We start from the raw sequence: 24,983 nt of genomic DNA on the forward strand, positions 1-24,983 counted from the left end.
AATCACAAGCAGCTCTTACTTATATCTCTCATTTACAACGCTAATACGTCCTTCTTCCTTTGGTGCCACAGTTCCCTTTTCTTTTATGTACTTTGCTAAAACGTCTTTCAAAAGTTCTCCCTTATATAGCAGCTTCGCATCTACCATTTCTTCATAACCATCTCCGCCGTTATATAGATAATCATTGGTAGCAACTTTATAAATCTTATTTTTATCCAGTTCTTTTCCATCCAATGTTTTAACACTTACAACTCGTTCGCCAGCAGTTTTTGAAGCATCAAAGGAAAATGTTATTCCGGAAACCTGCAAAAATCCTCCGTTTGCACCTGAATTAGGATACTGCATAATACCTCTCTCAAGGCATTTATATATGTCTTCACCTTTAAGTTCTATCGTTACAAGTGAATTGGTAAACGGTAACACTTTTCCGATTTTGTATAGAGTTATATCTCCTTCTGGTATACTTTCTCTGATGCCTCCACCATTCATCAGTGCAATATCTGCTTTTCCAGCTTCTCTCATTGCATCTGCAAGTAAATCTGCTAAGTTTGTCTCTTTAAATCTTAAATCAGACCTCATTCCATTTAATTTAACCGCCGCTTTACCAACAACTTCTTTACCTGCTTCCTTTGCTAATGCCTCATATTTATCAGCAACTTTTTGCACTTCCGGATCTGCTTTTGAATTATCTCTAGTATTAAACACTCTCCAAGTACATTTCTTTACCTTTCCATCTTTTAAATATAAATCTGCCAATCCCACATGAGTTGTATACCCACCAGCTTCTACAAGATATGAGTTATTTATTTTATCAGGCTTTTCATATAAGAAATGATGATGTCCGCATAAAACTAAATCTATACCATCCACTTTTTCAACAATTTCTCTGTCTATTTCATCACCGTTATGAGAAATATAAATAATCACATCAGATTGCTCTTTTAGCTTAGGTATTATTCTTTGTGCTGTTATAATAGGATCTTCAACTACTACGCCCTTATGGTCTCTGCTATTTGTATCAGTAAGTGCATGTTTTTCTACAGTTCCAAATAGAGCAACTTTTACACCACCAATTTCAACTATCCTATATTCCTCATAGACAGGCTTACCATCTCTAAGCACATTTGCACAAATTATTGGGAAATTTAAAACTGTTTTAAATTCCAATGCTCTGTCTATTCCAAAATCAAAGTCATGATTTCCCATTGTCATAGCATCATAACCCATTAAATTTACAGCCTCAACAACACCCTTTGCCTTTTCTATATTTGCTTCATTAGTTCCATGAAACATGTCACCACTGTCTAGAACTAAAGTATTTTCATTATCTTTTTTAACTTTATCAATGTAATACTTTACCAGCGGCATACCCATCATTATATCAACCTGATCCAACGTATAATATCCGCCCGTTTCATTGTCATAGCATATATGTCCATGCATATCTCCTGTGTTAACAACACTTATCTTCTGGTCATAATAGCCAAAACTCATCAATACGTCATTAAAGTTTACATTCTTATAAATTAAAAAAACAGCAATTCCAACTAGAATAACACCTATTACAATTAAATTTGTATACTTTTTCATACTAACCTCCCATGCTTTGACTAGTTAAAAATTAAAGGATCGCTATTAATAAAAAACCGTTACTTCATATAAGTATGCCTCCCGTTTGAAAGCATACTTTATATTTATATTTACAATGTCAAAAATCCACTTGGTTTTGTAGTCGAAAAAACACCATGCTTACACAAACGTTATTTTCAAGCTAATAATACTCCTATGCACCATTTGGGTATAAAATTATTGAAAAATTTCTGTGCCCTACATCTATTTTTCCTTTAGCAAAATCTATTCTTTTACCCACTCAATACAAATATATATGAAGCTATATGTGAATATCCTTAAATAGTACGCTGCATTTTTCTGCTACGTTCGCACATTCACATATAGACTTTGTTTTTTCTAGACCTTTTGTTGCCAGGAAAATTGTTAATGCTAACTTATTTAATAACTGTAAGCTTTCATACTGACACTCAGCAAAGAAATGATGATTTTACTATGGAGAATTCCAATCCGCAGAAGTGTGAGTTTTAAAGTAAATTTAAAGTATATATTCTTGTGTATTTTAGTACTATCTTAGTTCCCTGCGCTAGAATATCTTTTAAGTCCCATTCTCCAAAACATGTATACTAACGCAAACATTGCAACACCAATTAAAGGTGTGAGATATAAATAGCCACTCCAGAACATTGACAAGTCTGGTTTCCTTAAAAAATATTGCGCTGGGAAATAGCTAACAAAAGCAAAAGGAACAATAAATATCAACAGCTTCTGTACAAACCCTGGATAAAAACTAATGGGATAGCCAGCAAATCGTCTGCAATTAAAGAAAATCAGATTTCTAAGGTTTACTGTTCTGATAGTCCAAAAGCTAAAGCAGGAAGATATCATAAATAAAGCTGCTTGTATTATAGCTCCGCCAATTAAGGCTGATGCATAATATGTAATGCTTTTAAAATCCCATACAATACCAACTGTTTTGTATGTATATAAAAACAGAATTATACCCACTGCTCCATGTCCTATAGTTGCCGTAAAGTCTATTCTAGCTGATACAACTTGAAAAATTAAACCTAACGGCCTAATCAAATACCTATCTAAAGAGCCTTGGTAAACCATATCATCAAAGTCTCTAATTCCAGTGAAGAAAAACACAAAGATGCTATATGACAGGAATAAAAAACTATATAGAAAGAACATTTCATGAATTGTCCATCCGCCAATTGTTACAAATCTAGTAAGAATCAAAAACATTATTACAATACTTACCATCTCTCTTACAAATATGGCTAAAGCTATAAAAAATCTATCAAATTTATACTCTAACATTGATTTTAGATTCATTTTAAAAAACATAAAAAGTATTTTTAGCAATTCTATCTTTGTATATGGTCTAATCTTATCCATACTAACCTCCCACGCCTACTTTAGGCAAAAAATATGGTTTCACTGCACGTGGAGGTACGCACCTTTTTCACCGCTTACATCCACATTCTTTCAAGAAAGCTACCGCCACACTAGTTAAAACCACTTGCGGTTTTTGTAGTTCGAAAATGCACTATGCTTGCACAAAATTTATTTTCGAGCTGCTAACCTCCCTGAACAACAAGTTTTTTTGTTGCAGCTTTCCAAATGAAATGCCCAATAACAGTGAGCAACGCTATCCAAAGTACCTGCTTAAGCAGAACTGTTAATATTTCATTTGAGGGAGTCTGCCCAAGGTATATAGTTATTGGTATATAGTATATAGAATCAAATGGCGTCATTTTTATGAAGTTATATAGCCAAGTTGGCATAAACCATAATGGGATAAGAGCACCAGATAAAACAGCAATTAAAGCATCCTTAATAGTAACAAGGCTAAAGGTTTGATAGAACCAAAAAGCAGTTACCCATACAATAAAATTCAAACAATATAGCACAAGATATCCCAAGCATAAACTTAATATAAAAAAAACAAACATTGACATTGAAAACGGCGGCAAAAACTCAAAAAACAAAAGAGATATAAATATTGCCGGAATAAGATTCATCAATATTTTAAAGCCTGCAGCACCTAAATTATATGAAAATACCAACATTCTAAAGCTTATAGGCTTCAAAAGATCAGAAGAAATCAATCCATTTGTTATTTTGTTTTGTATGAAATAATCATCCATTATAAAAAAGCTTTGCATCAAGAATCCTAAAACTATGTATGTTAAAACTATCTTCAGCTGTACGCCATCATATGAACCGTCTTCTCCATATATTGCCTTCCAAATGGCTATATTTACAAAGATCAATATCAATGTATTAATCAAGCCTGCATAGTAATCAGCGCGATATGCCAAGTTGTTCTGAAACGATTTCTTGGCTATCGCCAGATATGGTTTTATCATAGTTAATACCTCCCTCGTAGATTTCTCTAATAATTGATTCAATTTCTGGCTCTTTGATTGTCAAATCCAGAATGTTATAATTTGAGGTTAAATATGATATAACGTCTGATACTTGGACTTCATCTCTGTTAAATTGCATTTGTTTCTTGTTATCTGCTTCTTCTATTATCTCTACACCCTTTGGCAAAATGATATCATCGGTATTTTGCGCAAATTGAGCGACTATTGTTCTCTTTTTCCCATATCTGTCTTTTATCTGTTCAACTGTACCATCATATATAATTGTTCCATGGTCAATAATAATCATTCTCTTACAAGTTTTTTCTATATCCATCATGTCATGTGTAGTAAATAGCATTGTGGTATTTTTTTCTTTATTTACTACTTTTATGAATTCACGAATCTTTTCCTTTGCAATTACATCAAGTCCTATTGTAGGTTCATCAAATAAAATTACATCAGGATCATGTACTAATGAGGCTGCAATATCAGCTCTCATTCTTTGTCCTAAACTTAATTGCCTTACTGGTTGTGAAATAAACTCATTTAGTCCAAGAAGTTCATTAAACAAATCCATATTACTCTTAAACTCTTTATCTGGTATCCTGTAAATACTCTTCAATAAATCAAATGTATCGGATACGGGAAGATCCCACCAAAGCTGAGTTCTTTGTCCAAAAACAACACCTATATTTGATGCAATCTTTTTTCTTTGCTTACTTGGTGACATACCAAGAATGTTAATTTCACCATCTGTGGGAATTAAAATACCAGTTAGCATTTTTACTGTAGTAGACTTTCCTGCCCCATTAGGTCCTATAAAGCCAACCATATCACCCTTTTCAATAGAAAAACTAATTTTATCAACCGCTCTTTTCATTTCGTATTCTGGAATAAGTAAGCTTTGAATTGACCCTAACAAGCCTTTTTTTCTAACATTAAGTTTGTAGTCCTTTGTTAGATTATTGACCTCGATAATTGGCATATGAACCTTCCTCTCATTTGCTAAACTTGAGTATATCTTGAATAGAAAAACATCATAGCTTTTATATGCTTTATTTCATTATTTATGACTTTTGCTCATTTATTTTATGAAGTACCATAGATTAGAATATTGATATTTTTTATTATATTAAACAAATATTTCATTTTATACCTTAATTATAGTGATTATACAAAGTATTTTTATACTTAATATTGATTTTTTATACAACTTTTTTTAAAATATTAATGTAATAAGTCTAATTTTGTAATTAGAAGTATTATATTGAATATTTTCAAAAAGTATAGACTACTAACTAAAATTTATTTCTATTTTTTAGTTATTTACATTAATTTTAATTACTATTTATATATAAATTATGCATTATTATCTAGTTCTTGCATAATTAACTATTTGAGTTATTCAATGACTATAATTTAGAAGGAGTACTAATCTATGGAAAATATAAACACTGGACATTACATGGTTAGTAAAAAGAAATTCCTGCCCTCCTATAAAATAATTAATCCTGTAATTGATACAAATTTAATTACTATTAAGCTATTTCTATCAACCACTTACTATAATCTATTTGATTCAAATTTATTTTATAACTTTGTGATGCTTCTAGATACAAACTTGTCAATTGTTTCCTATCATATAAACAGGGAATTAATGATTAGTAATATCAACTTATGCCAAGGATTAAATTTTAGAGAAGAAAATATGGGAATAAGTTCTGTATCAGAATGTTTACATAAGCAGGAAATATGCACTATGCAATACTACCAAAATGAAAATATTGCTTTTCAATGCTTAACTAATTGTACAATCCCTATAATAATTAATGATAAAACTGTTGCTTATTTATCAACTTTTTTTATGCACTCAAAATATGATGCAATTTCAGTAAATTATTTTAAAATGTATGCAAAATTGTTAGATTCTACTTTACAGTTTCATAACCTTAAGCTTAATATTACAGAATATGCGTGTAAAACAATGCTGCCTTCATTTAGTATGGAATCTTTAAGCTTTTGTGAACTTGAAGTACTGGATCAAATAAATAAAGGTTATACTAACAAGGAAATTGCAAACCGATTATTTATATCAGAAAATACTGTGAAATCCTATGTTCAAATTATTTCCCAAAAACTCTCCTGCGAAAACAGAACGCAAATTGCTGTAAACTCCGTTCTGTATTCTATCTTAAAATATATATAATTCATATATGGTTATGGTCAGGAAGTTTGGGTGTGTTTATCTCGAGCATCCACTTTGGAAACTTTAAAGTGTAGGACAGTGAACATTATCTTCTATGTATATTCTTTTCTTTGTAAACTATCGTCTTTATAAGGAAAAGAAATAGCATTAGCAAAGCTATGGCGTAGTTTCATTGTCTAATCTTATAAAAAATGATATATGGCAGGAATTCATAAATACTAACAGGCGATATCCACTACTTACTAAATAATTAAAATGGCTCTGAATTCTTAGATTATCTCTTGAATTCAAAGCCATTTTCTGTTATAACGTCTGAAACCTTTTAAATAAGGTTCCCTATACAAAATGTGGCGGAGAAGGTGGGATTCGAACCCACGTGACGTTTCCGTCAAACTGATTTCGAGTCAGCACCGTTATGACCACTTCGATACTTCTCCATAGCATTTATATTCTACACGTAAACGAATACTGTTTCAAGCTTTTTTTGAAAACAACCATAATAAAACAAATTGAATTTTGATGAATAACTATTTATTTTAAGATACTTTCGTAGTACAATATATATGTACTATAATTCTACATTTTAATACATTTTATTGTATATTTGTATAATATTCACGGAAGCTTAACTAGGAGGATGACTGCATTGGAACTCAAAGTCCCATTAATCGACATTATTTTATCAATATCAAGTGCTATTGATTTAATAGACCCCATAATTACAAATCACCATAAAAGGGTAGCCTATATTTCCTACAGTATAGCAAAGGAAATGGACTTACCTGATAAACAAATTAAAGATCTTGTATTTGCAAGTCTGCTTCACGATTGCGGTTCTGTTAATTTATCTGAAAGAAAGTCCAGATTCGAATTTGGTTTCAGATGCTCAATTCTTCAAAACCAAGCACATGGAAATAAAGGTTGGGTAATTCTTCGTGATTCAACTGATTTGCATGATGCTGCCGAAATAATAAGGTTTCATCATGTATATTGGAAGGAAAGTTCAAATGCCCACTTAAAATCATATGAAATACCTATTACAAGCCATATACTCCATCTGGCAGATAGAGTTGATATTTTAATCAACCGCAAGAATGATATTTTGACACAACGAAGATATATTGAAAACACTATCAATGAAAATAGTGGCACAATGTTTATGCCTGAAGTTGTAGAAGCTTTTAATAATCTAGTTCCAAAGCAATTCTTTTGGTTTGATATTATAAGTCCATACTTAGATGATATTATTAAGAAAGTAATAATGCCTTTTAACGTTTATGTTGATGATAGAGGTTTATATCAATATGCAGAAATAATTCACCGTATAATAGATTTCAGAAGCAGATATACTGCTACTCATTCTATAGGTGTAGCAACATGTGCAAGCATATTAGCATCTAAATTGGGCTTTAGTGATTCCGATACTCAAATGATTCATGCAGCTGGATTGATACATGATATGGGTATGTTAAGTGTTAGCGAGGATATTTTGGAAAAACCTGGCACACTTGATTTAAACGAATATAATACTATTAAATACCACACATATCTAACTTATAGATTACTAGATTCAATTCCTGGTCTGGAAAAAATAAGAGATTGGGCTTCTTTCCACCATGAAAAACTTGATGGAACAGGATATCCCTTTGGCTTAGAATCAGAGCAATTAGATTTAGGCTCTAGAATTCTTGCTGTCAGTGATTTGTTTATCTCTTTAATTGAGGAACGTTCCTATAGAGATGCTCTATCTATATATACTACTATGGAAATAATTAATAATGCAAAAAATTTAGATTCTGATGTAAAAACTTGCTTAAGAAAAAATTTAGATGAAATAGTACAAAAAATTAATATATCAAAGGATGAAGTTTATAAGAACAATAAGGATATTTTAAACTTTTTATAGTTGTTTAATAGCTTATTTATGTAGCATCTTTTCTAGAATAAATTTCGCTAATAATAGGCAGTTTTAACAAGACAGTTTATTAAAGCTTATAAGCATCATAACTTTCAGACAGATTAACTTGCTTGAAAATAGCTATTAATATATCAGACCAACATTGTTAATGAAATATCAAATACTATACTAATACCTAAAAAAATTGCTGGCTTATGGCCAGCAGAAAAAATATTGTTAAGGGTATTACATTTATTATTTTAACTGTTTAATTGTTTTTTACACTGTAAAAAAGTGTTATTTAGGAGTAGCAAATTAATTTGCTTAACTTTCTAGTTTAATATAGTTCATTTTAGAGTTGATTTATTGTATTAAGAATTGTTTGAATAATAAACTTTCTAATTTATTTATATAGATATAGTTCTTTATATAGATTTAAGTAGTAAAACTTATTATGGAAGCAAAAAACAAAATGTTTTAATGCAACGAAACTGCCAATTGAAAAGCTAAATTTCACATCAATGTATAATAATAATTAAATTTAACTTTTCATTTAGGCATTTGCTGATTGCAAATATACAGATATTTCAAAAACTTTGTAATTGATTATAGTTGACAAGTTATATAGTCATAATGTAAAATATAAAGGCAGCTTAAAGGCTGAATTGAATATTTGACTTGGAGAGATGGCTGAGCTGGTCTAAGGCGCACGACTGGAAATCGTGTGAACGTTAATAGCGTTCCGAGGGTTCGAATCCCTCTCTCTCCGCCAATATTTAAAAGGCAAGCATTTCGAGACTTTCGAGGTGCTTGTTTTTTTGTTTGACACGCATCATCAGTACACACGATTTTCGAATGAATTTTCACGAATCGTGTGCTATCTTTTTAGGCTTCACACGCATTGAATCCAACATAAATATATTAAGGATGGTGCGTATAAATGAGAATTAACATGCAACAGCAACAAGAAAACAAGAACCTAGAGGAAGCATACCAAGAGTTCATTAAGTACTGCAATGTAAAGAACTTAGCAAATGATACAATTATCTTTTATGAGAATTGCTTCAAGAGTTTTAGTAAGTTCTATCCTCAGCAAGCGTTTGTAAGGGATATTTCTATCAGCCATATACATGACTATATTCTCTGGCAAAAGGATAAAAATATCAGTGCAATAGCAGTAAATTCTAATCTTAGAGGTGTTAGAGCATTCTTGTATTTTTGTATGAAGCTTGGCTACCTATCTAAATTTTCAATAGAACTGGTCAAAGCAGAAAAGAAGGTTAAACAAATTTATACTGACTCTGAGTTAAAGTTATTGTTAAAGAAACCCAATGTAAAGCAGTGTTCTTTTGCAGAGTACAGAGATTGGGTGGTCATAAACTATGCTTTAGCAACAGGCAATAGAGTAGCTACAATTATTAATCTTAAAATTGAAGATATTGACTTTAAGAATGGGTATATTACTCTACAGAAGACTAAGAATAAAAGGCAACAGATAGTGCCTCTTTCTAGTACCTTATCTAACATATTACTTGACTACTTGACTTATAGGAAAGGACAGGCTTCTGACTATCTATTTTGTAATTCCTTTGGCAATCAACTTGTCGATAGAAGTCTACAAGGTAGCATTGCAAAGTATAATAAAAGTAGGGGTGTAATGAAAACCTCTATGCACCTTTTTAGGCACACATACGCTAAGAAGTTCCTCCAAGCAGGCGGTAATGTATTCCAGTTACAACGCTTGCTAGGACATTCTAGCCTTGAAATTGTAAAGGAATATGTCTCTTTATTCAGTGAAGATTTAAAGCAAAACTATGACCAATTTAACCCTCTTGAGCAGATGGCTAAAAGTAATATTCAGATTAAACTAAAAAGCTAACACATTCACTAACATTTTAATATATAGAGGAAGTTGCAGACAGCTTCTCAGCTTCCTCTTCAGCTGTTCAGACAGGAGATTATCAGCCCCAAGGGTAGATATATTCAAATTTAACAAACTTATTAACTCTCTTCAAGTCAACAAGCATATACTTTAAGTATGTTCTATCATTTAGGGCAAATATTATTCTATCCCCAAATTCATCTCTACAGTTTTCAGTTCTTGACCAATCCCCATTAAAGTAATGGTTTAGAACATAGCTTTGCAAGGCTTTAAAATCAATGACGAGAACCTTCATAGGTAGAAAGCGTATATGGTCTACCATCAGAACAGCTAAAGTGTCAGCTGTGCAGTATCTGAACCAACCAAATTTTCTTTCAGATAAGTTATCCCATATCTCAATGAAAAGTTTCTTTGAATCTAGAATCCCGTAGTCACTCTTAACCTCAATTTTTTCACCTGTAATAGCTTCTAAGTCGTACTCTTTGATTTCAGATTCTCTATCTTTGAACTTGTATCCATAATATGCTTCAAGAATTTCCTGTACTTCTTTCTCATATTTTTTGCTGTCAGCATCTTTTTGTTTTTTTAACATAGCAGTTACGCTAGAGTAGTTATTATCATTATAAAGTTTAATCATATGCCATCTCCTTGGTAAATATAGTGTGTAGTTGTTTATAGATAAGAATATCATTTATATCAAATATTATTTGTTACTATTACCATAAGATATTCCTCTTAATGGTAAGGCTTTTCTCAAGTTAGGTAAGGAATTTCACTTATATAAAAATAAAAGATTTTAAAGAAATTTTATACATATATATTAATATTATATTATAGTGAATTGCCTTACCTTATATATGAAATTCCTTACCATCCATTGCTTTCCTTAAAAACGTAATCTCCCATGTCTAATATATATCTATTTGATTTATTATAATCAAAGGAAGTAGGTTCTACATGTGTTGCATCAGTAGCCTTTAAATTCGCAGTATTAACGCTTATATTTTCATCAAACATAACTTTAGAACTGAGCTCTTTTAGCACCTCATAGGTATTCATGTCATATCCAATAAAATCTTCAAACTCATCTTTCAGTTTTACACTTGTACCACTTGTTATAACAATAAACCCGTACTCCTGCAATAACTTCAGATATTTCTTTATTGTACCTTCGTCAAGTCCTAATCCTTTAGAAAAATATGATATGGATATCTTTTGTGGATTGCCTCTATTTAGTTGTACTGCTAAAACAATGTATGAGTATATGTAGAATGCTACTGCACCTAATACTTTATTTTTGAATATAAACCCAAACATAATTTGGCTGTCTATCCTATAAAAGTTTCCTTTTGGGTTATCTCCATACTCAATCTGCTTATATCCCTTCTTTACTGTCTTTGTAAAGCCCATAGAGTCTAAAGCCCGAAACGCTGAATTAATTTCCTTAGTATCCTTACTATACCCCCATAATTGCTTTATATCAGCATTTGATAAGATATACATTCTTCTACTGCAAAGCCTTAATGTCACATAGGTACAGTATGCCATTGCCTTATGTACACCTGCAATGGGTTGTTCATTTAATTTTTTAAATACATCGTTTATAATCGCTATTTCATCAGATTCATACCCACTCTTATACATAAAATGTCCATACTTTTTTCTGAAATCATCCCAAGGTTTGTACTTTTCTTTACTCATTTTTATTCCTCCTTTATCACTTATCCCTCTGTTTGGCTTTAAATTGCCGTATAACGATTTGTATACTTTTTATGTATTATAAACCTACCCGATACCAAATGTATTGGTATCTGTAATCAAGTTAAATATCTGTAGCATCAACTTTTCTCAGCTTCTAGCTGTTCAATCTGTTCTTGCTGTTGTAATGCAAGTATTAAAGCTTCTTTAAAAGTTCTTGGTGCTTGATACCCAATATAAGAACCTGTCTTTCTAATCTGTGGGAGTACTTCAGATGTAACCCACTTTTTAAACCTCTTAGCACTTGGCAATATGCTTCCAAATATCGCATCATATAAACCACTTTCATTGATTATCATAAGTCTAAATGTAGTACTATTCTTGCACAATCCTTGATACTCTAGGCTTTGAGGGTTTATTTCTTTCTTATCTTCTCTTTCAACATTGCCATACATTCTTTGCAAAGTTTCATATCCTAGTGCCTCTGCTACATCTCTTGCTACAAACCAAGGTTCTCCATCAATCATAACCCCCTTTATACTTGAACCTTCAAAATTAAATACTTGATGAATGACAGAGGGCTGATTGCCTCTCCCTAAACTTAAATTTGAACTCATATACTATCTCTCCTTTGTTATAATAATATGACTTTGGTGTTATTTACTTCTCAAATCACTTCATATACATTAATAGTTATGACTACAAGATTTTTGCCCTAAAATTAAAATTTTTTTGATATTCTAATGAAACCCTTGTGGCTCTATGTAAAAAAATTTTCAACTGACTTTGCAAGAATATACTTCACGATATATAATAGCAATATGTTCACAATATATTGGAGGACACATAACATGTTAAATTCTGGGAATAATTATAAACTACAAGATGATAATTACACTAAAACGCTCTCAGAAAGTACAAAACGTGCTTATATGAAAGATATAAAAGATTTCTTTGGAGTTGTAGATTTGACTTCAATCACAATAGAACAGATAAGAAATGTCAATCTAACTACATCACAGGAATTTAAACAAAGACTAGAAGATGAAGGGAAATCTACATCAACTATAAATAGAAAGTTGACAGCATTATCTAACTTCTATAGATACCTTTGCAGGAGAGATGTTGGTATAATGGAATATAACCCCTTCTTAAGTGAAGAAGGAACTGTAAGAATGTATCAAGATAAGAGATATAGTAACACTAGATGCTTAACAGTAGATGAAGTAAAGAGACTTCTCAAAGCAATAGAGAATGATGATGCTATTCTACAGCTAAGAAACACTATAATAGTTCTTGCTTTGGCTACTACTGGTATGCGTAGAGCAGAACTCACTCATATAAGAATTGGTGATATCAAAATCCAAGATTGCAAGGATGTTATAGAACTCACACAAGGAACTAAGGGTAGAAAGAGTAGGTATGTAGTTGTATCTGATAGTTTAAAAGTAATGATAGACAAATATATAGCAATGAGAGGTCTTGATTATACTCATAAGAATGTATATTTGCTTGCTAATCATGCCCATAATAACTTTATACACACTAATGATATACTCACAGAAAGCACTATATATCGTGTTATTAAGTCTATAGCTGATAAGGCTGGAATTGATGCATCAAGTATTAGCCCTAACTGTCTAAGAAATACCTTTATAACTAGAAGTAGAGAACTAGGTTTAGATATACAGGACATAGCTGATATGGTAGGACATACTAGCATATCAACAACTCAGAGATACTTCCAGACAAACAGAGTTATCAGTAATTCACCAGCAGATATGTTTCTTGGCGATAATTTAAATCATTCAAAAAAACAAACATGAACATAGTGTTCATAAGTTGAGTTCCACGCAATGCTAGTACATACGATGGAAAATCTAGCAAGGTATAATTGTTACCTACCCTCTCCAATACAAATGGCATATGTACACTTTTCTTACTCTACTAGGATGAGAATAATCTTCCCCACCAAAAGTGTTTGTGTTGTAATATAGTACCCTTAGGTATTCTCTAATATTTACAATCTGAAGTGATTTACAGAACAAACTTTCGACATGCTTGCTTGTAAGCCTAGTAAATTAACTAATACCCAGTAAATAAATGCATGAGTTTTCTAGTTGCTATGCTACAAGAAGAAAAGCCCAAACCCCTTATGTAATGATATATAAGCATGTTTATACTGATTGCAATTGATTCAAGAAAACATATGTCTATAAATTTTGAAAGCTGTCCAGTAAAAAGGAAAGATGCATTCGGTGTTGCAAGAGATTAAGAGGTTAGGAAAAGGTAGAGTTAAAGTTACAAAGACTTGTACTAGAAAATCCTTATATTGCCTCACAGAAGTAAAAGAAGGTGCATTACTGGGAGGTATATATAAAGAGAACCCTTTGGAAGTTTGTCGAGTCCTTCCAAAGGTTCTCTTTTTTATGTGAGTCAGTTATGACATAGTTTAGCAAGCTATAATTATACACATATGTTATATCAAACAACTAATGTTAAGATGCCTATGTGAAGTCATATCTGTTCATCTGGTAACATAGGTATCATAAATATGTGGCAGTTCGGACATTCAACTAAAGGTGTTTCAGAAGTAGCAACGTATTTACACCCTATGCAGTAATACCTTTTTGGTGAGTTGCTAATGTATTGTTCATCATGTGTATTCTTATAATACTCTTCCTGTTCCTTGTAGAACCCTTTCCTTGCTATAGCAACTGTTTCTGTTTTCACCTTTGGTGCATAGAACCCAATACAGTACTCCATTGACCTAGTATACTCACTTGAATAATCTTCAAATTTACCTTTAAATAAATCTTCCATCTCAACCTTTGGCTTTCCTAGTAGTTGCACACCATCAAGAAACACCTTTGAAGGTTTAAAGAACTCTATCTCAGCGCATACTAATTGATTATTCTTCATCTCATAGTAGACATGAAACATACCTTGATAATCTTCTGTATCATATAGGTCTGAAACTGATTTCTTAAATAGAGTAGGTTTAATGCCAACCAAAGCTTGTATCTCTTCACTTGTCATGCCAAACTTTATAGTGTCTGTACCTTCATAGATAGATAATCTAAATTCCATATATTTACCTCTTTTCAAATACTACACAAGCATTATAATCAATTAATTCTGCAAAAGCAACCCTTTTATTGATACCATCCTAGGCTTCTAGCATATTGCATTGCTTGTATGTATGCATTGTCATACTTTCTACCAACAGACCTACGCAAGTCGAGCATGTCATTTTCCATTGCCTGTAAGTATTTACCCTGTCTTACAAGAGCTAATTGGCTAGCACGATAGGCAATAGCACTAGCAGAATTACCATAACTTGCTGTTTTCTGATGGTCAGCAGATGTCAATAGAATACAAGGAGCAGTACCAGCAGTAACAGTACCAATTACTTTCTTGTTAGAATCATACTTATTAATAGTTGTCGCAGAGATATTTTCCTGTGCAATCAAATGATGTCTTTCTCCACCCATAGCACCAACAATGGAATTGTAAGAGCCACCTACTTGATTAGTTCTCTTTACTTGCAAATTTGGATTAATATAATCCTTCAATGCTTGTGTTACTGAACCGCCTCCAAAATTTATAGTTTCCTCTATAGTAGAAGTAATAGGCTTAGTTATTGTCCATGTCTTTGAATAGAACATACTACCAGATACACTTGTTGTACTGGTCTGGGTTCCATTACTATTAGCTATAGTGATTAATCCATTAAATGAAGTAACAGGAGTTATACAATCTTCTAATTCAACAGTTAGCTTAATTGTTCTTAAATCGTCTGGGTCAGCAAATAAAGTATAAATAATATAACTTGGTGCTGATACTGAAGCACTTCTTGCATTATTATTCTCTGGATATACTTGTACTTTTTGAACAATTATATTACCTTCTTTTGAAGTCACAGTATCAGATGATGCAAATATAGCGGTAGATGATGAAATTATCATCATTAAAACCAAAAATATACCTATCAGTTTTTTAAATTTCATTAGTGTTCCTCCGTTTATAATTTATTTTATGTTACGCACATGGACATTATAGTAACATAACTATACTTAATCGTCAAATATTAACATACAATACATAAAACGGTATTAATATGTTACATTTTAGCAGTATCAAAAGTAATAAGTACAGTAAATCCTGCTAAATACGGATAACAATTGTTCATAGGGATAATTGATAACCACCCCCAGCCAAATAGAATACTCATTTACTTTCTTCATGTAGTAAACTAGCCCCCTCTCCCATAGCTTCATAGACACTTTAAAACATCAAACTTGGTACATAGTGTTCATTATGTCTACTATTACATTGCAAGCAGTAAAATTTCCTTCATACTCCTTGATTCTTGATAGGAGTAGAGTAGCTTCTTTGACCATTTTCTTAAACTGCTTTGCAATTAGTTTTCTGCTCTGCTTCATAAATCATCTATTAATTGAATCATTGAGTTTATGCTTATTCCGTCATAATCAATTTACTCTGCTACATCTTTTGCTACTCCTTCTTGTTTAAGATGTCTATATTTCATTGAAGACCTATGTTTAACATAAACCGTTAGAGTATCAAAAAGTATACTTTCCAAGACTATGATAATTGCTTTAAATTATAGTATCAAAATGTATACATTAAGCATTTTAATAAGTCTCGCAAAAAGTGTTTACATTTTGAGACTTTATGGCTATACTATTGCTATAGTAATTAATTGGAGGTAATGCGAATGTCTAATGTATATGGTTATCACAGAACGTCGACAACAGACCAACATCTTGATAGAGGTATCACAGCAATAAATGATTATTGCAAAGCTAATAACATAACACTAACTGAAATGTTTACAGACCAACAGACAGGAAAGAACTTTAATAGACCAGATTACCAAGCAATGAAAAGGATTGCAAAGAACAAAGGTGATGTTATTATTCTCTCTGAACTTGATAGGCTTGGCAGGAACAAAGAGGATACATTAAAGGAACTTCAACATTACAAGTCATTAGGTGTAAGAGTAATGATATTAGAGATACCAACAACATTGGTTGAATACTCCAAGATGGATAATACTATGGCAACTATGATAATGGAAACTATAAACAATATGCTTGTTGAAATGTATGCTACATTTGCACATGCTGAGATGCAGAAACGTGAGAAGCGACAAAAAGAAGGCATCCAAGCAAAAAAAGTACGTGGAGATTGGCAAGATTATGGCAGACCTAAAGCAATTGATTATAGGGTATTTGAGAATGAATATAAGAAGGTTGTGGATGGTGAAATGAAACCATTTGAATGTATGAAGAAACTCGGAATGACTAAGCCAACTTTCTATAGATACAAGAAACAATATGAAGTAAAACAAAAGCAGGAATAAGGAAGGCTGATAAGTGATTGAGTACAATTTGATTCCTCTAAGTAATTTGGCATAGAGGTTTACAAAGCAAGTTTATTATTGTATAAAAATCATAAATATGAATATTTTACTGTTTAATACATTTTATTTAATGTACCGCAAGGATTTATAGTTCTTTTGGAGAATATTAGTTAAATGTATTAAATTTGGGAGGTATTATTATGGTAGAAGAAAAAAAATCATCATTAATTTCTGATGTTGCTGGACTTAGTAGCCCTATCACAAAATTAATCGAAACTATAGGTTCTGGAATAGGACAATTAGCAAAACCTTGGCAAACAAAACGAAATGCTAAAGCAGACGCTGAGGCTATACAAACTATTAGTAAAACACTAAATGAGACACTAGGTGAAGTAACATACAATACCCCTAATTTCTCTATTACTGTCAAGAATGATTGTATTGAGGAAACTATAATTTCACGTTTAGTAAATCAAGAAATTGACAGACAATTCAATCTTAAAGACATTATCTCTGAAACTGCTGCTATTTTAGAAACTAAAGAACAAGTATCTGAAGAACCTGTTAGCAAAGATTGGACTACCCGTTTCATATCAATTGCACAAGATATCTCTAATGCGGAGTTAAAAAATCTTTGGGCACAAATTTTAGCTGGTGAAATAGAACACCCTAACTCATTCTCTCTACGAACTCTAGATTTATTAAAAAACATCTCACAAGATGAAGCTGAAAAAATACAAAACATATATAAGTGTTGCCTTCAAGATTTTTATGGTAATAATTATATTTTCGGATACATAAATTCTCTAGAAAGTATGGGTATATCTTTTTCAGATGCATTAATCTTAGATGAATTAAATCTTTGTAAGAGTGATTTAGTGTATACCATATCAAAAAAGCAAGGCACATATTTTAAAGTGGGAAATACTAACAATCTAATTATGATAACTAACGAAACAGAAGCAGACATTAATATGCCATGTATTAAATTAACAAAAATCGGTAATCAAATTTTTAATATTACTAATGTAGAATACAAGAACGATGACATAGTTGCTTTACTTGAGTTTTTAAGACAGAACAAAAAATTAAAATTTGAATTAATTGATGTTACCGAACTAAGCTGTCAAAGCGATTCTATACATGAAATATGCTAAAGCTAGAATCATTTATTGAGTTCGTAACTTGTATCACTCTTAGACCTACTTGACAATAACCTCTTTGATTGGTTATCTTTATTATAGTAAGGATTCAATCGTGTGCTGAATTTAAGGATAGATAGTCTGAATATGTTGATTTTAATATGGTTTGAGAGTGGTCTAGTCACATTACCGACTGGAAATCGTGTGAACGTTAATAGCGTTCCGAGGGTTCGAATCCCTCTCTCTCCGCCAAAACAATGGCTTTCAGGATTTTATTCTGAGAGCCACTTTTGCGTTTAGCGGTTATTTTCTAACATTCTTCTAACACTATGTTTATTTCTAACAAATTCTATGATGCAGTTGAAAATAATTCATTGATTTTACTTGCAGTATTCTTTTTCATTTCTGTATCAACATGAGTATAAATATTAGCAGTAATTGAAATATCACTATGTCCTAACCATACTTGAATTTCTTTTAGGCTTAGACCATTTTTTATTAAATAACTTGCTGTGCTGTGACGTAAATCATGAAATCTTATATGAAGCATATTATTTTCTTCAAGAGTACGTTTAAAGACATGATTTAAAGTATTAACATTTACAGGTGTACCATCAGAATATCTGCATACATAATCATTATCATTATAGCAATTCCCAAAAGTGTTTTTATCCTCTTCCTGTTGTTCTTTTAATGCCTTTAAATACTTAACTACTCTAGGAATCAAAGGTAATGTTCTAATACTACTTTCAGACTTAGGTTTCTTTTCAATATTCTTTGCAACCCTTGTTCTAGTATTGCTTACCTTTAATGTACCCTCTTTAAAATCAATATCGCCCCATCTTAGCCCTAATGCCTCTCCACGTCTAAAACCATAGTGTACTGATAGAAATACAGCTGATTCAATGTTAGAACCTTTAGTCACTGTTAATAATTGTTCTAGTTGCTCAACGGTATAATACTTTGCATCATGCTTTTTAATCTTTGGCATTGTAACATTTTGAATAGGATTAATATTTATCAATCCCAATTTTGTTGCATAATCAAGAGCTTTTTTGATATTAGCATGATGTTTTTTTAGATAACATGCTGACAATCCTTCTTTTAGCTTCTTGTTGAAATACTCTTGTAAATCTATTGCAGTTATTTCGCTTAATTTGAGTCTTTTTGCCTTGAAATACGGTTCTATGTGAACTCTTATATTAGTTGTATACCCTTCCCATGTAGTCTGTTCTATATGGCTTTTTATGATGTTTTCAAGCCATTCTATCATAAAATCTGAGATAATTCAACAATGTTAGCAATATACATATATCCGTTTATCATAGGTTCTGAAGAATTTTTCTTCTTATTTACTATTTTTAAAAAATTTCTTAATTATAAAATCAATAGCAAGTGCACCCACTGCTAATAATGGAATGGTAATTATGTAATATATGATTTTTTGATGACTAAAAAATTCATTCATAGCTATAATTATTATAAAAAAATAGATTGCAGTAGATATAAATTTCAAAAATGCTTTCATTTTAAAGTCCCTTACCTTTCCTATCTATCAATTAAAAATCACTATAATCAAAGCCTACTATTTGAGGTAGTGTATAGAAATTAACTCCAGGTTTAACACCAGCTATTGCACTCCACTGCATCTGAATAACACAAGGAGGATATGTTTGACCTGCAGCCCAATCTCCTGCAATTGTTCCCGCGATAGCAGCACCAACAGACCATCCTGCTCCAGGAATTAAAGCAATTAATGCAGCAATTCCAGCTACTTCACCTAAAGCTAAAGACCTCACCATACTTGAACTCAAAAAAATGCTTAACCCCCACCAATGAGTTAATACTTTGGTTTCTCCGCCAGTGGTGAGAATAGTCCCATTTGAAACACTATTAGTTGATATTCTATTTTTTGCTGATTAGCTGATTCAGAAGAATTGTTTTTTAATTCAGAATCTGAAACAGTCACAGCATATTCCTTTTCATCTTCATTATATACAACCTTATTTTTGTTTAGTACAATAAAATCATTGGCTTTGTTTATTGATTCTTTTACTAATTCTAATTCAGCAGGAGTAAGTTTTTCACTAACACTATCTGGTAATTTCAAGACATATTGGCCATTGTCCACATTAACATACTCATCTACCATAGCGATTGTTTCTTCCGACAATGATTGAAGCGAAATAGATTTACTACTGGTATCCTGAGTTGCTTTTGTATCTGTCGCTTGTGCATTTACACCGCTTATGGAACAAAGGAAAAGCATGGACGCACATAGAAATGTGCTAATACCTCTTTTTAATTTGATGCTTAAATTTTTCATTATATTCTCCTTTATTTTTGTAAAATTTGTATATTGCTACATATTTATATATATTACCAATTTACTGAAATAATTGCAAGTATCTGTTACAAAGGCAAAAGTTACCTTACGTAAGTTGTTGTAAGGACAAGGGAAAAAAGAATAACTAAAATTGCATTAGACAAAGTGGTTAATGTATAATATAGGAAAAATAGTCGAGATATGATAAATATTAAGTACAAATATCTTGCAAAATTATCCCATAATGATATAATCTTTGTAGGGAAAATTAAATAGTTGCCGTGATTTCTAAGTGGTGGTACACTTAGAAACTCATGCAGGTGCGTTACCACCCACACGTTGGACTTTCATCCACACAGCAACCAGTTATTATTATACTTGGTTTTGTTTATTTTTGCAATTATAAGTGCGTGTAGGGTCAATACCTTATGCGTACTTTTTAATTTTCCCTCCAATTTAACTTTGGAGGGAATCATATATGTCTTTTAGTTCTAACACAAATAGTGGCAGTAAATTTGAAAGCTTTATTTCATCCTGTATGGATAACAGGATTGAAGAACTTAGCAATGAATATAGCAACTCGGCTGAGTATTCAGAGTTCTGTTATCTATACAATGATATTTTCAATCAGATAAAGGAAGCGTTGCCCTCTGAATCATTAGATTTAATTGACAGGCTTGATTGCTTGCATGGGAGCTACTTAGCTGTATATCAAAAATTCTTCTATGAACAGGGATTTTCAGACTGCCGTATGGTTTTTAATTTATTACATAAATAGTCTGGCAATATCATCTAGAATTGGTTTCGTATAATATATCGACTAAATGCTTAAATATCAAAGATTTAAGGCATATCTAAAAAATTTAGCTATTTTAGTACCTCTACAATGCAGTAACATCAATAGTTTCAGTTTATACAAAACGCAGAACATTCGTTCGTTTGATAACATTGAAATGTGTATAGATGTGATTTAAAGTATTCTCTATGTGTGTATTTTATTTATTCTTAGTAATAATTACAAATTTATTTCAAATTAAAAAGCAGAACTATATAAGCGATTTTATATAATCTAAAAAAGGTTTTTGAATTATAGTGGAGAATATTACTAAATATGAGAGGAGGTGCTAATATTTATGAACGGCAATATAGAATATCCAATAATCAGAATAATTGAAGCAGATGATAATGAAGCAAATCAATTATTAGAAAGTGGATTGTGTCAATTTATAGATACTTATAAAAAGTCTACCCATGATTACGAGTTCCCACAAGATACATATATGGTTTACTGTATCGGTCAGAACAAATATGGAGTATGTTCAGAATGCAATGAAAACATGGTTAAATATGTAAAAGAAAAATGGAGCAATAAAATCAGAAGAAAATGTAAAGCGTGTGGAGCAGAAGAGTATTTAATCTATTAAGAAGGGTTAGTGATTGTATGCCAGCTAAATTATATAGCGAAGATTTAATTTTGAAATGTGCCCATTGTGGCAAAAACCTTTTTGAAAATATTGGCATGAGTATAGTTGTTCTTGTACAAGATATGCAAAATAATAAAATATCTGATATATATACTTGCTGTAAAGGTAACTGTGACGACATTCTCCAAAAGCATAGGGTAACTGGTAGTGGTTCGGATGGATGGAAAGAGCTATCAGAATTCACCAACCCATTTTTGTTCTTGAAGCACGTTATGGCAATTATGAACAATATGCATGACGGAATTGAAATTAGCCAAACAGCTTTTGAATCATACAAAGAAATTGTTTTAGCCACAGCTCAATATGTAATGAGGGATTTAACCACTGGCGAAAAAGAAAGCGTTCGAATAGATAGTATGCTACCATTCTAAAGAGGTTAACTGTAATGATATAAATAATTTATATATAATTTGATTTAGTTAACAGTAATTATTAGCGATTATTTCTTCTAACAAATCTTCTAACACTTTTTGAAATTTTCTAACCATTATGACATAAGTGTTTGTAAACAAATACATAAACAAAAGCCTCATACGAGGCTTAAATAAAGGGTTTGAATAATAAAAGATATAGCTAAATAATCTTAAATAATAAATGAAGCGTAACTCTGGAAATCGTGTGATGGGTGAAACTATCCGAGGGTTCGAATCCCTCTCTCTCCGCCAAAACAATGGCTTTCAGGATTTCATTCTGAGAGCCACTTTTGCGTTTTTCAAGGTGCTTGATTTTTTATTTGACACGCATCATCAGTACACACGATTTTTGAATGAATTTTCACGAATCGTGTGCTATCTTTTAAGGCTTCACACGCATTGAATCCAACATAAATATATTAAGGATGGTGCGTATAAATGAGAATTAACATGCAACAGCAACAAGAAAACAAGACCCTAGAGGAAGCATTCCAAGAGTTCATTAAGTACTGCAATGTAACGAACTTGGCAAAGGACACAATCATTTTTTATGAGAATTGCTTCAAGAGTTTAAGTAAGTTCTATCCTCAGCAAGTTAAAGTACCTGTAATTCTATGAATTGCATCAAGGCAAGACATAACAGAAACATACCCCTCATCATTAATTGTTCGGTTACATGTTATAATATTAGAAAGAAAAAGTTCACATCCGCATCTACAAGTAGGTTTTGTATATGTCATAATATACCACCTCCACTCATTGAGTACTTTGTTAAAAACTCTTGCAGTTTCTTGGCGTTCTCACTGCCTAGACCCTTTTTCCCATGTCGGAAGTAGCAAAGCATAGCAGGACTAATATTAATTTTCTTTGCAATATGCTTGGCTATCACCCCATTTTCTTTAATAAATTCATTCACTTGCCTTCTCAAAATCTCATTCATAGAAATCATCCTTTCTTTGTTAATTTTGATTAACTTAAGGCTAAAATAAAAAGCAGTACCTTTTTGGGATACTGCCGTTGCCTTATAATTAACCTTTTCAAAACAATCATGGTTGAGGGGCAACTTTTGCAACCCCTAGATATGAATATAATTTTTTAAGAAGACAAATAGGAGATAATATTTTTATGGAAATATTTTACTATACTTAATTTCTTCGGCAATTCTTCACTAGAACATGAACACAGTGTTCACAATCTTCGACTAATAATATTCTTGGCTATCGGTTTATAAATTTTTTTATTTGCAGTCACACGGGGTTCGGAGAATATTAAAAATTTAAAAATTGGGGCTAATTTTCTAATTCCTTCGGATTAATATGTTTTGGTCGGTTGGGGGAATATTATATATAGTGTAATATATAGCATCCTATATAAGTACTCTTACATAATTACATTAATTCATATGAGAAGAAGGGTAATGATAGGATAGACATATACTAAAGCAATTCAATATCATGTGGTATAAATTATAACAATATTGATGTAGTCAAGGTATACTAAGATTCCTTTTATATGATAGTGAAAAAAAATCAGCTATAACGATGAATTCTGATTCATTATGTATCTATCTTGTAAAAGGTTGGAGATAAAAATTATAATCAGTCATACGTACAAATTACCGTTGCTTAACATCAAAATAAGTTAAATGAATGCTGTTCTATAGGTGAATTAGATATTTTTATAACTGCTAGGCACACAAACGAGCAGGCGTTCCAAATGGTTTGCTTGTAAGCTTACTATACTTACCTTCTACATAAACTATTTCAGTTAACTCACTATGTTCTGTATATGAGTAATTTATTACACAAAAAAAGAAGCAAGAATCGTATAACAATTAATATAATTCCTGCTTCTTCTTTTAGTTATAGTATAAGATTAATGTCTAATCTGACATGCACTACACATGCCTGAAGAAGGTGAACAACTTTCTATGAAATATCCGCTACATACTTGGCAATATCTCAAGTGTACTGAAACACTTGCAGGATAACCAGGTACGGCTTTATATGACCAAGAATTATGATAAACATGTTGCCCCATAATTACCCTAAATCCCTTAATATCTTGTGTAGTAGGTGCTGTTGCTGTACGTTCTTCATATGTTATCATTAGTTTGTCTAAATTAGAGAAATCTGTCAAATCTTTTAAACCATATACATGACCAAATTCATGTGCAGCGGTTACAGAAGTTATATTTTTATTACGAGCAAACCTTATCGTCCAGTAGGTTAAGTGACCATTAAAATCAGTAGCAGTGTCATAAAATTCTGCAACAGTATCATTTGAAGAAATGAAAGTTTGTATTTTACCTGTACCAGAAGAACTCTCACTGATTGTTCCATAACTACTCCATTTACTAGCTCCATTTCTTACTAAAGATTTTATAGTGTCTGTTAAATTCCTATCACCATCATAAAACTTATATGTAATAGTCGTTGAATTCGTATGAATACCCTCATGTATACTCCATCCACTGTATTCACCCCAATTAATTGTTCCTCCTTGGAGGGTTGAATGAGCTGATGCAATTTGAGTAGCAATTAAGGTAAACACTATAACTAACATTATTAGCTTTTGTATTCTATTTATCATAAAAGTA

25 protein-coding genes and 3 tRNA genes are annotated in these 24,983 nt (G+C 31.6%); 11 read left to right on the forward strand and 17 right to left on the reverse strand.

Features of this window, described 5'->3' with window-relative positions; genetic code table 11:
* Nucleotides 1-15: 15 nt before the first annotated feature.
* From EHE19_RS17960 to EHE19_RS17975, 4 genes are all read right to left on the reverse strand, one after another.
* Nucleotides 16-1,590 carry a bifunctional metallophosphatase/5'-nucleotidase gene (locus EHE19_RS17960; protein ID WP_137697468.1) on the reverse strand — a complete coding sequence of 525 codons (1,575 nt, stop codon included), beginning with the start codon at nt 1,588-1,590 and terminating at the stop codon, nt 16-18.
* A gap of 552 nt (nt 1,591-2,142) precedes the next feature.
* Entirely contained in the window at nt 2,143-2,973 is an 831-nt protein-coding gene (locus EHE19_RS17965) for an ABC transporter permease (RefSeq protein ID WP_137697469.1), read from the reverse strand.
* A 182-nt stretch (nt 2,974-3,155) separates the two neighbouring features.
* Complete coding sequence (locus tag EHE19_RS17970) at nt 3,156-3,947, reverse strand: ABC transporter permease (protein WP_244648283.1); 792 nt, start codon at nt 3,945-3,947, stop codon at nt 3,156-3,158.
* Nucleotides 3,883-4,932 carry an ABC transporter ATP-binding protein gene (locus EHE19_RS17975; RefSeq protein WP_137697470.1) on the reverse strand — a complete coding sequence of 350 codons (1,050 nt, stop codon included), beginning with the start codon at nt 4,930-4,932 and terminating at the stop codon, nt 3,883-3,885. The genes EHE19_RS17970 and EHE19_RS17975 overlap by 65 nt, the downstream gene beginning before the upstream one ends.
* A gap of 453 nt (nt 4,933-5,385) precedes the next feature.
* On the opposite strand from EHE19_RS17975, the gene EHE19_RS17980 reads away from it, so the two are divergent.
* Nucleotides 5,386-6,153, forward strand: coding sequence for a LuxR C-terminal-related transcriptional regulator (locus EHE19_RS17980; protein ID WP_137697471.1), 768 nt, complete (start codon nt 5,386-5,388; stop codon nt 6,151-6,153).
* A gap of 348 nt (nt 6,154-6,501) precedes the next feature.
* Here the strand turns inward: EHE19_RS17980 and EHE19_RS17985 are convergent.
* A tRNA-Ser gene (locus EHE19_RS17985) sits at nt 6,502-6,590 on the reverse strand.
* Nucleotides 6,591-6,799: 209 nt separating this feature from the next.
* On the opposite strand from EHE19_RS17985, the gene EHE19_RS17990 reads away from it, so the two are divergent.
* The 3 genes from EHE19_RS17990 (at nt 6,800) to EHE19_RS18000 (ending at nt 9,929) form a co-directional block, all read left to right on the forward strand.
* The gene (locus EHE19_RS17990; RefSeq protein WP_137697472.1) at nt 6,800-8,059 is read left to right on the forward strand and encodes an HD-GYP domain-containing protein; all 1,260 of its coding nucleotides are present in this window, start codon (nt 6,800-6,802) and stop codon (nt 8,057-8,059) included.
* Nucleotides 8,060-8,730: 671 nt separating this feature from the next.
* Nucleotides 8,731-8,822: transfer RNA gene (locus EHE19_RS17995), tRNA-Ser, on the forward strand.
* Nucleotides 8,823-8,990: 168 nt separating this feature from the next.
* Nucleotides 8,991-9,929 carry a tyrosine-type recombinase/integrase gene (locus EHE19_RS18000; RefSeq protein WP_137697473.1) on the forward strand — a complete coding sequence of 313 codons (939 nt, stop codon included), beginning with the start codon at nt 8,991-8,993 and terminating at the stop codon, nt 9,927-9,929.
* A gap of 82 nt (nt 9,930-10,011) precedes the next feature.
* On the opposite strand, the gene EHE19_RS18005 is transcribed toward EHE19_RS18000, so the two are convergent.
* The 3 genes from EHE19_RS18005 to EHE19_RS18015 form a co-directional block, all read right to left on the reverse strand.
* Nucleotides 10,012-10,569: a hypothetical protein gene (locus tag EHE19_RS18005; protein WP_137697474.1), complete on the reverse strand. Its 558-nt coding sequence runs from the start codon at nt 10,567-10,569 to the stop codon at nt 10,012-10,014.
* Nucleotides 10,570-10,799: 230 nt separating this feature from the next.
* Nucleotides 10,800-11,633 carry a hypothetical protein gene (locus EHE19_RS18010; protein WP_137697475.1) on the reverse strand — a complete coding sequence of 278 codons (834 nt, stop codon included), beginning with the start codon at nt 11,631-11,633 and terminating at the stop codon, nt 10,800-10,802.
* 137 nt (nt 11,634-11,770) lie between these two features.
* Nucleotides 11,771-12,247, reverse strand: coding sequence for a BRO-N domain-containing protein (locus EHE19_RS18015; RefSeq protein ID WP_137697476.1), 477 nt, complete (start codon nt 12,245-12,247; stop codon nt 11,771-11,773).
* A gap of 234 nt (nt 12,248-12,481) precedes the next feature.
* Here EHE19_RS18015 and EHE19_RS18020 point away from each other — a divergent pair, with 234 nt between their 5' ends.
* A complete protein-coding gene (locus EHE19_RS18020; RefSeq protein ID WP_171003559.1) occupies nt 12,482-13,456 on the forward strand; it encodes a tyrosine-type recombinase/integrase in 975 nt (324 codons plus the stop codon).
* A gap of 691 nt (nt 13,457-14,147) precedes the next feature.
* Here EHE19_RS18020 and EHE19_RS18025 read toward each other — a convergent pair.
* The 3 genes from EHE19_RS18025 to EHE19_RS18035 all read right to left on the reverse strand — a co-directional run bounded on the left by EHE19_RS18025 (nt 14,148) and on the right by EHE19_RS18035 (nt 16,075).
* Nucleotides 14,148-14,720 (reverse strand): hypothetical protein, encoded by a 573-nt coding sequence (locus EHE19_RS18025; RefSeq protein ID WP_137697478.1) that lies wholly within the window; start codon nt 14,718-14,720, stop codon nt 14,148-14,150.
* Between the two features lie 65 nt (nt 14,721-14,785).
* Entirely contained in the window at nt 14,786-15,640 is an 855-nt protein-coding gene (locus tag EHE19_RS18030) for a hypothetical protein (protein WP_137697479.1), read from the reverse strand.
* A 285-nt stretch (nt 15,641-15,925) separates the two neighbouring features.
* Nucleotides 15,926-16,075 carry a hypothetical protein gene (locus EHE19_RS18035; protein WP_171003560.1) on the reverse strand — a complete coding sequence of 50 codons (150 nt, stop codon included), beginning with the start codon at nt 16,073-16,075 and terminating at the stop codon, nt 15,926-15,928.
* 296 nt (nt 16,076-16,371) lie between these two features.
* Between EHE19_RS18035 and EHE19_RS18040 the strand changes: the two genes are divergently transcribed.
* From EHE19_RS18040 to EHE19_RS18050, 3 genes are all read left to right on the forward strand, one after another.
* Nucleotides 16,372-17,019, forward strand: a complete 648-nt coding sequence (locus tag EHE19_RS18040) for a recombinase family protein (RefSeq protein WP_137697480.1) — start codon at nt 16,372-16,374, stop codon at nt 17,017-17,019.
* Nucleotides 17,020-17,219: 200 nt separating this feature from the next.
* Nucleotides 17,220-18,176, forward strand: a complete 957-nt coding sequence (locus EHE19_RS18045) for a DUF2806 domain-containing protein (RefSeq protein WP_137697481.1) — start codon at nt 17,220-17,222, stop codon at nt 18,174-18,176.
* 115 nt (nt 18,177-18,291) lie between these two features.
* Nucleotides 18,292-18,413 (forward strand) — tRNA-Ser (locus tag EHE19_RS18050).
* A gap of 97 nt (nt 18,414-18,510) precedes the next feature.
* Here the strand turns inward: EHE19_RS18050 and EHE19_RS18055 are convergent.
* The 3 genes from EHE19_RS18055 to EHE19_RS18065 form a co-directional block, all read right to left on the reverse strand.
* The gene (locus EHE19_RS18055; RefSeq protein WP_137697482.1) at nt 18,511-19,434 is read right to left on the reverse strand and encodes a tyrosine-type recombinase/integrase; all 924 of its coding nucleotides are present in this window, start codon (nt 19,432-19,434) and stop codon (nt 18,511-18,513) included.
* Between the two features lie 286 nt (nt 19,435-19,720).
* Nucleotides 19,721-19,975, reverse strand: a complete 255-nt coding sequence (locus EHE19_RS18060; RefSeq protein ID WP_137697483.1) for a hypothetical protein — start codon at nt 19,973-19,975, stop codon at nt 19,721-19,723.
* Nucleotides 19,976-20,001: 26 nt separating this feature from the next.
* Nucleotides 20,002-20,487: a hypothetical protein gene (locus tag EHE19_RS18065; RefSeq protein ID WP_137697484.1), complete on the reverse strand. Its 486-nt coding sequence runs from the start codon at nt 20,485-20,487 to the stop codon at nt 20,002-20,004.
* A 478-nt stretch (nt 20,488-20,965) separates the two neighbouring features.
* Between EHE19_RS18065 and EHE19_RS18070 the strand changes: the two genes are divergently transcribed.
* The 3 genes from EHE19_RS18070 to EHE19_RS18080 all read left to right on the forward strand — a co-directional run bounded on the left by EHE19_RS18070 (nt 20,966) and on the right by EHE19_RS18080 (nt 22,342).
* Entirely contained in the window at nt 20,966-21,265 is a 300-nt protein-coding gene (locus EHE19_RS18070) for a hypothetical protein (protein WP_137697485.1), read from the forward strand.
* Between the two features lie 355 nt (nt 21,266-21,620).
* The gene (locus tag EHE19_RS18075) at nt 21,621-21,911 is read left to right on the forward strand and encodes a hypothetical protein (RefSeq protein WP_137697486.1); all 291 of its coding nucleotides are present in this window, start codon (nt 21,621-21,623) and stop codon (nt 21,909-21,911) included.
* Between the two features lie 17 nt (nt 21,912-21,928).
* On the forward strand, nt 21,929-22,342 hold the full coding sequence (locus tag EHE19_RS18080; RefSeq protein WP_137697487.1) for a hypothetical protein: 414 nt from the start codon (nt 21,929-21,931) through the stop codon (nt 22,340-22,342).
* A gap of 629 nt (nt 22,343-22,971) precedes the next feature.
* Here the strand turns inward: EHE19_RS18080 and EHE19_RS18085 are convergent.
* From EHE19_RS18085 to EHE19_RS18095, 3 genes are all read right to left on the reverse strand, one after another.
* Entirely contained in the window at nt 22,972-23,124 is a 153-nt protein-coding gene (locus tag EHE19_RS18085; protein ID WP_171003561.1) for a hypothetical protein, read from the reverse strand.
* Nucleotides 23,121-23,324 (reverse strand): helix-turn-helix domain-containing protein, encoded by a 204-nt coding sequence (locus EHE19_RS18090; protein ID WP_190530396.1) that lies wholly within the window; start codon nt 23,322-23,324, stop codon nt 23,121-23,123. The genes EHE19_RS18085 and EHE19_RS18090 overlap by 4 nt, the downstream gene beginning before the upstream one ends.
* Nucleotides 23,325-24,259: 935 nt before the next feature.
* Nucleotides 24,260-24,976 (reverse strand): hypothetical protein, encoded by a 717-nt coding sequence (locus tag EHE19_RS18095; RefSeq protein ID WP_137699260.1) that lies wholly within the window; start codon nt 24,974-24,976, stop codon nt 24,260-24,262.
* Nucleotides 24,977-24,983 lie beyond the last annotated feature (7 nt).

Origin of the sequence: Ruminiclostridium herbifermentans (assembly GCF_005473905.2) — a bacterium.
GTDB classification, from domain to species: domain Bacteria; phylum Bacillota; class Clostridia; order Acetivibrionales; family DSM-1351; genus Ruminiclostridium; species Ruminiclostridium herbifermentans.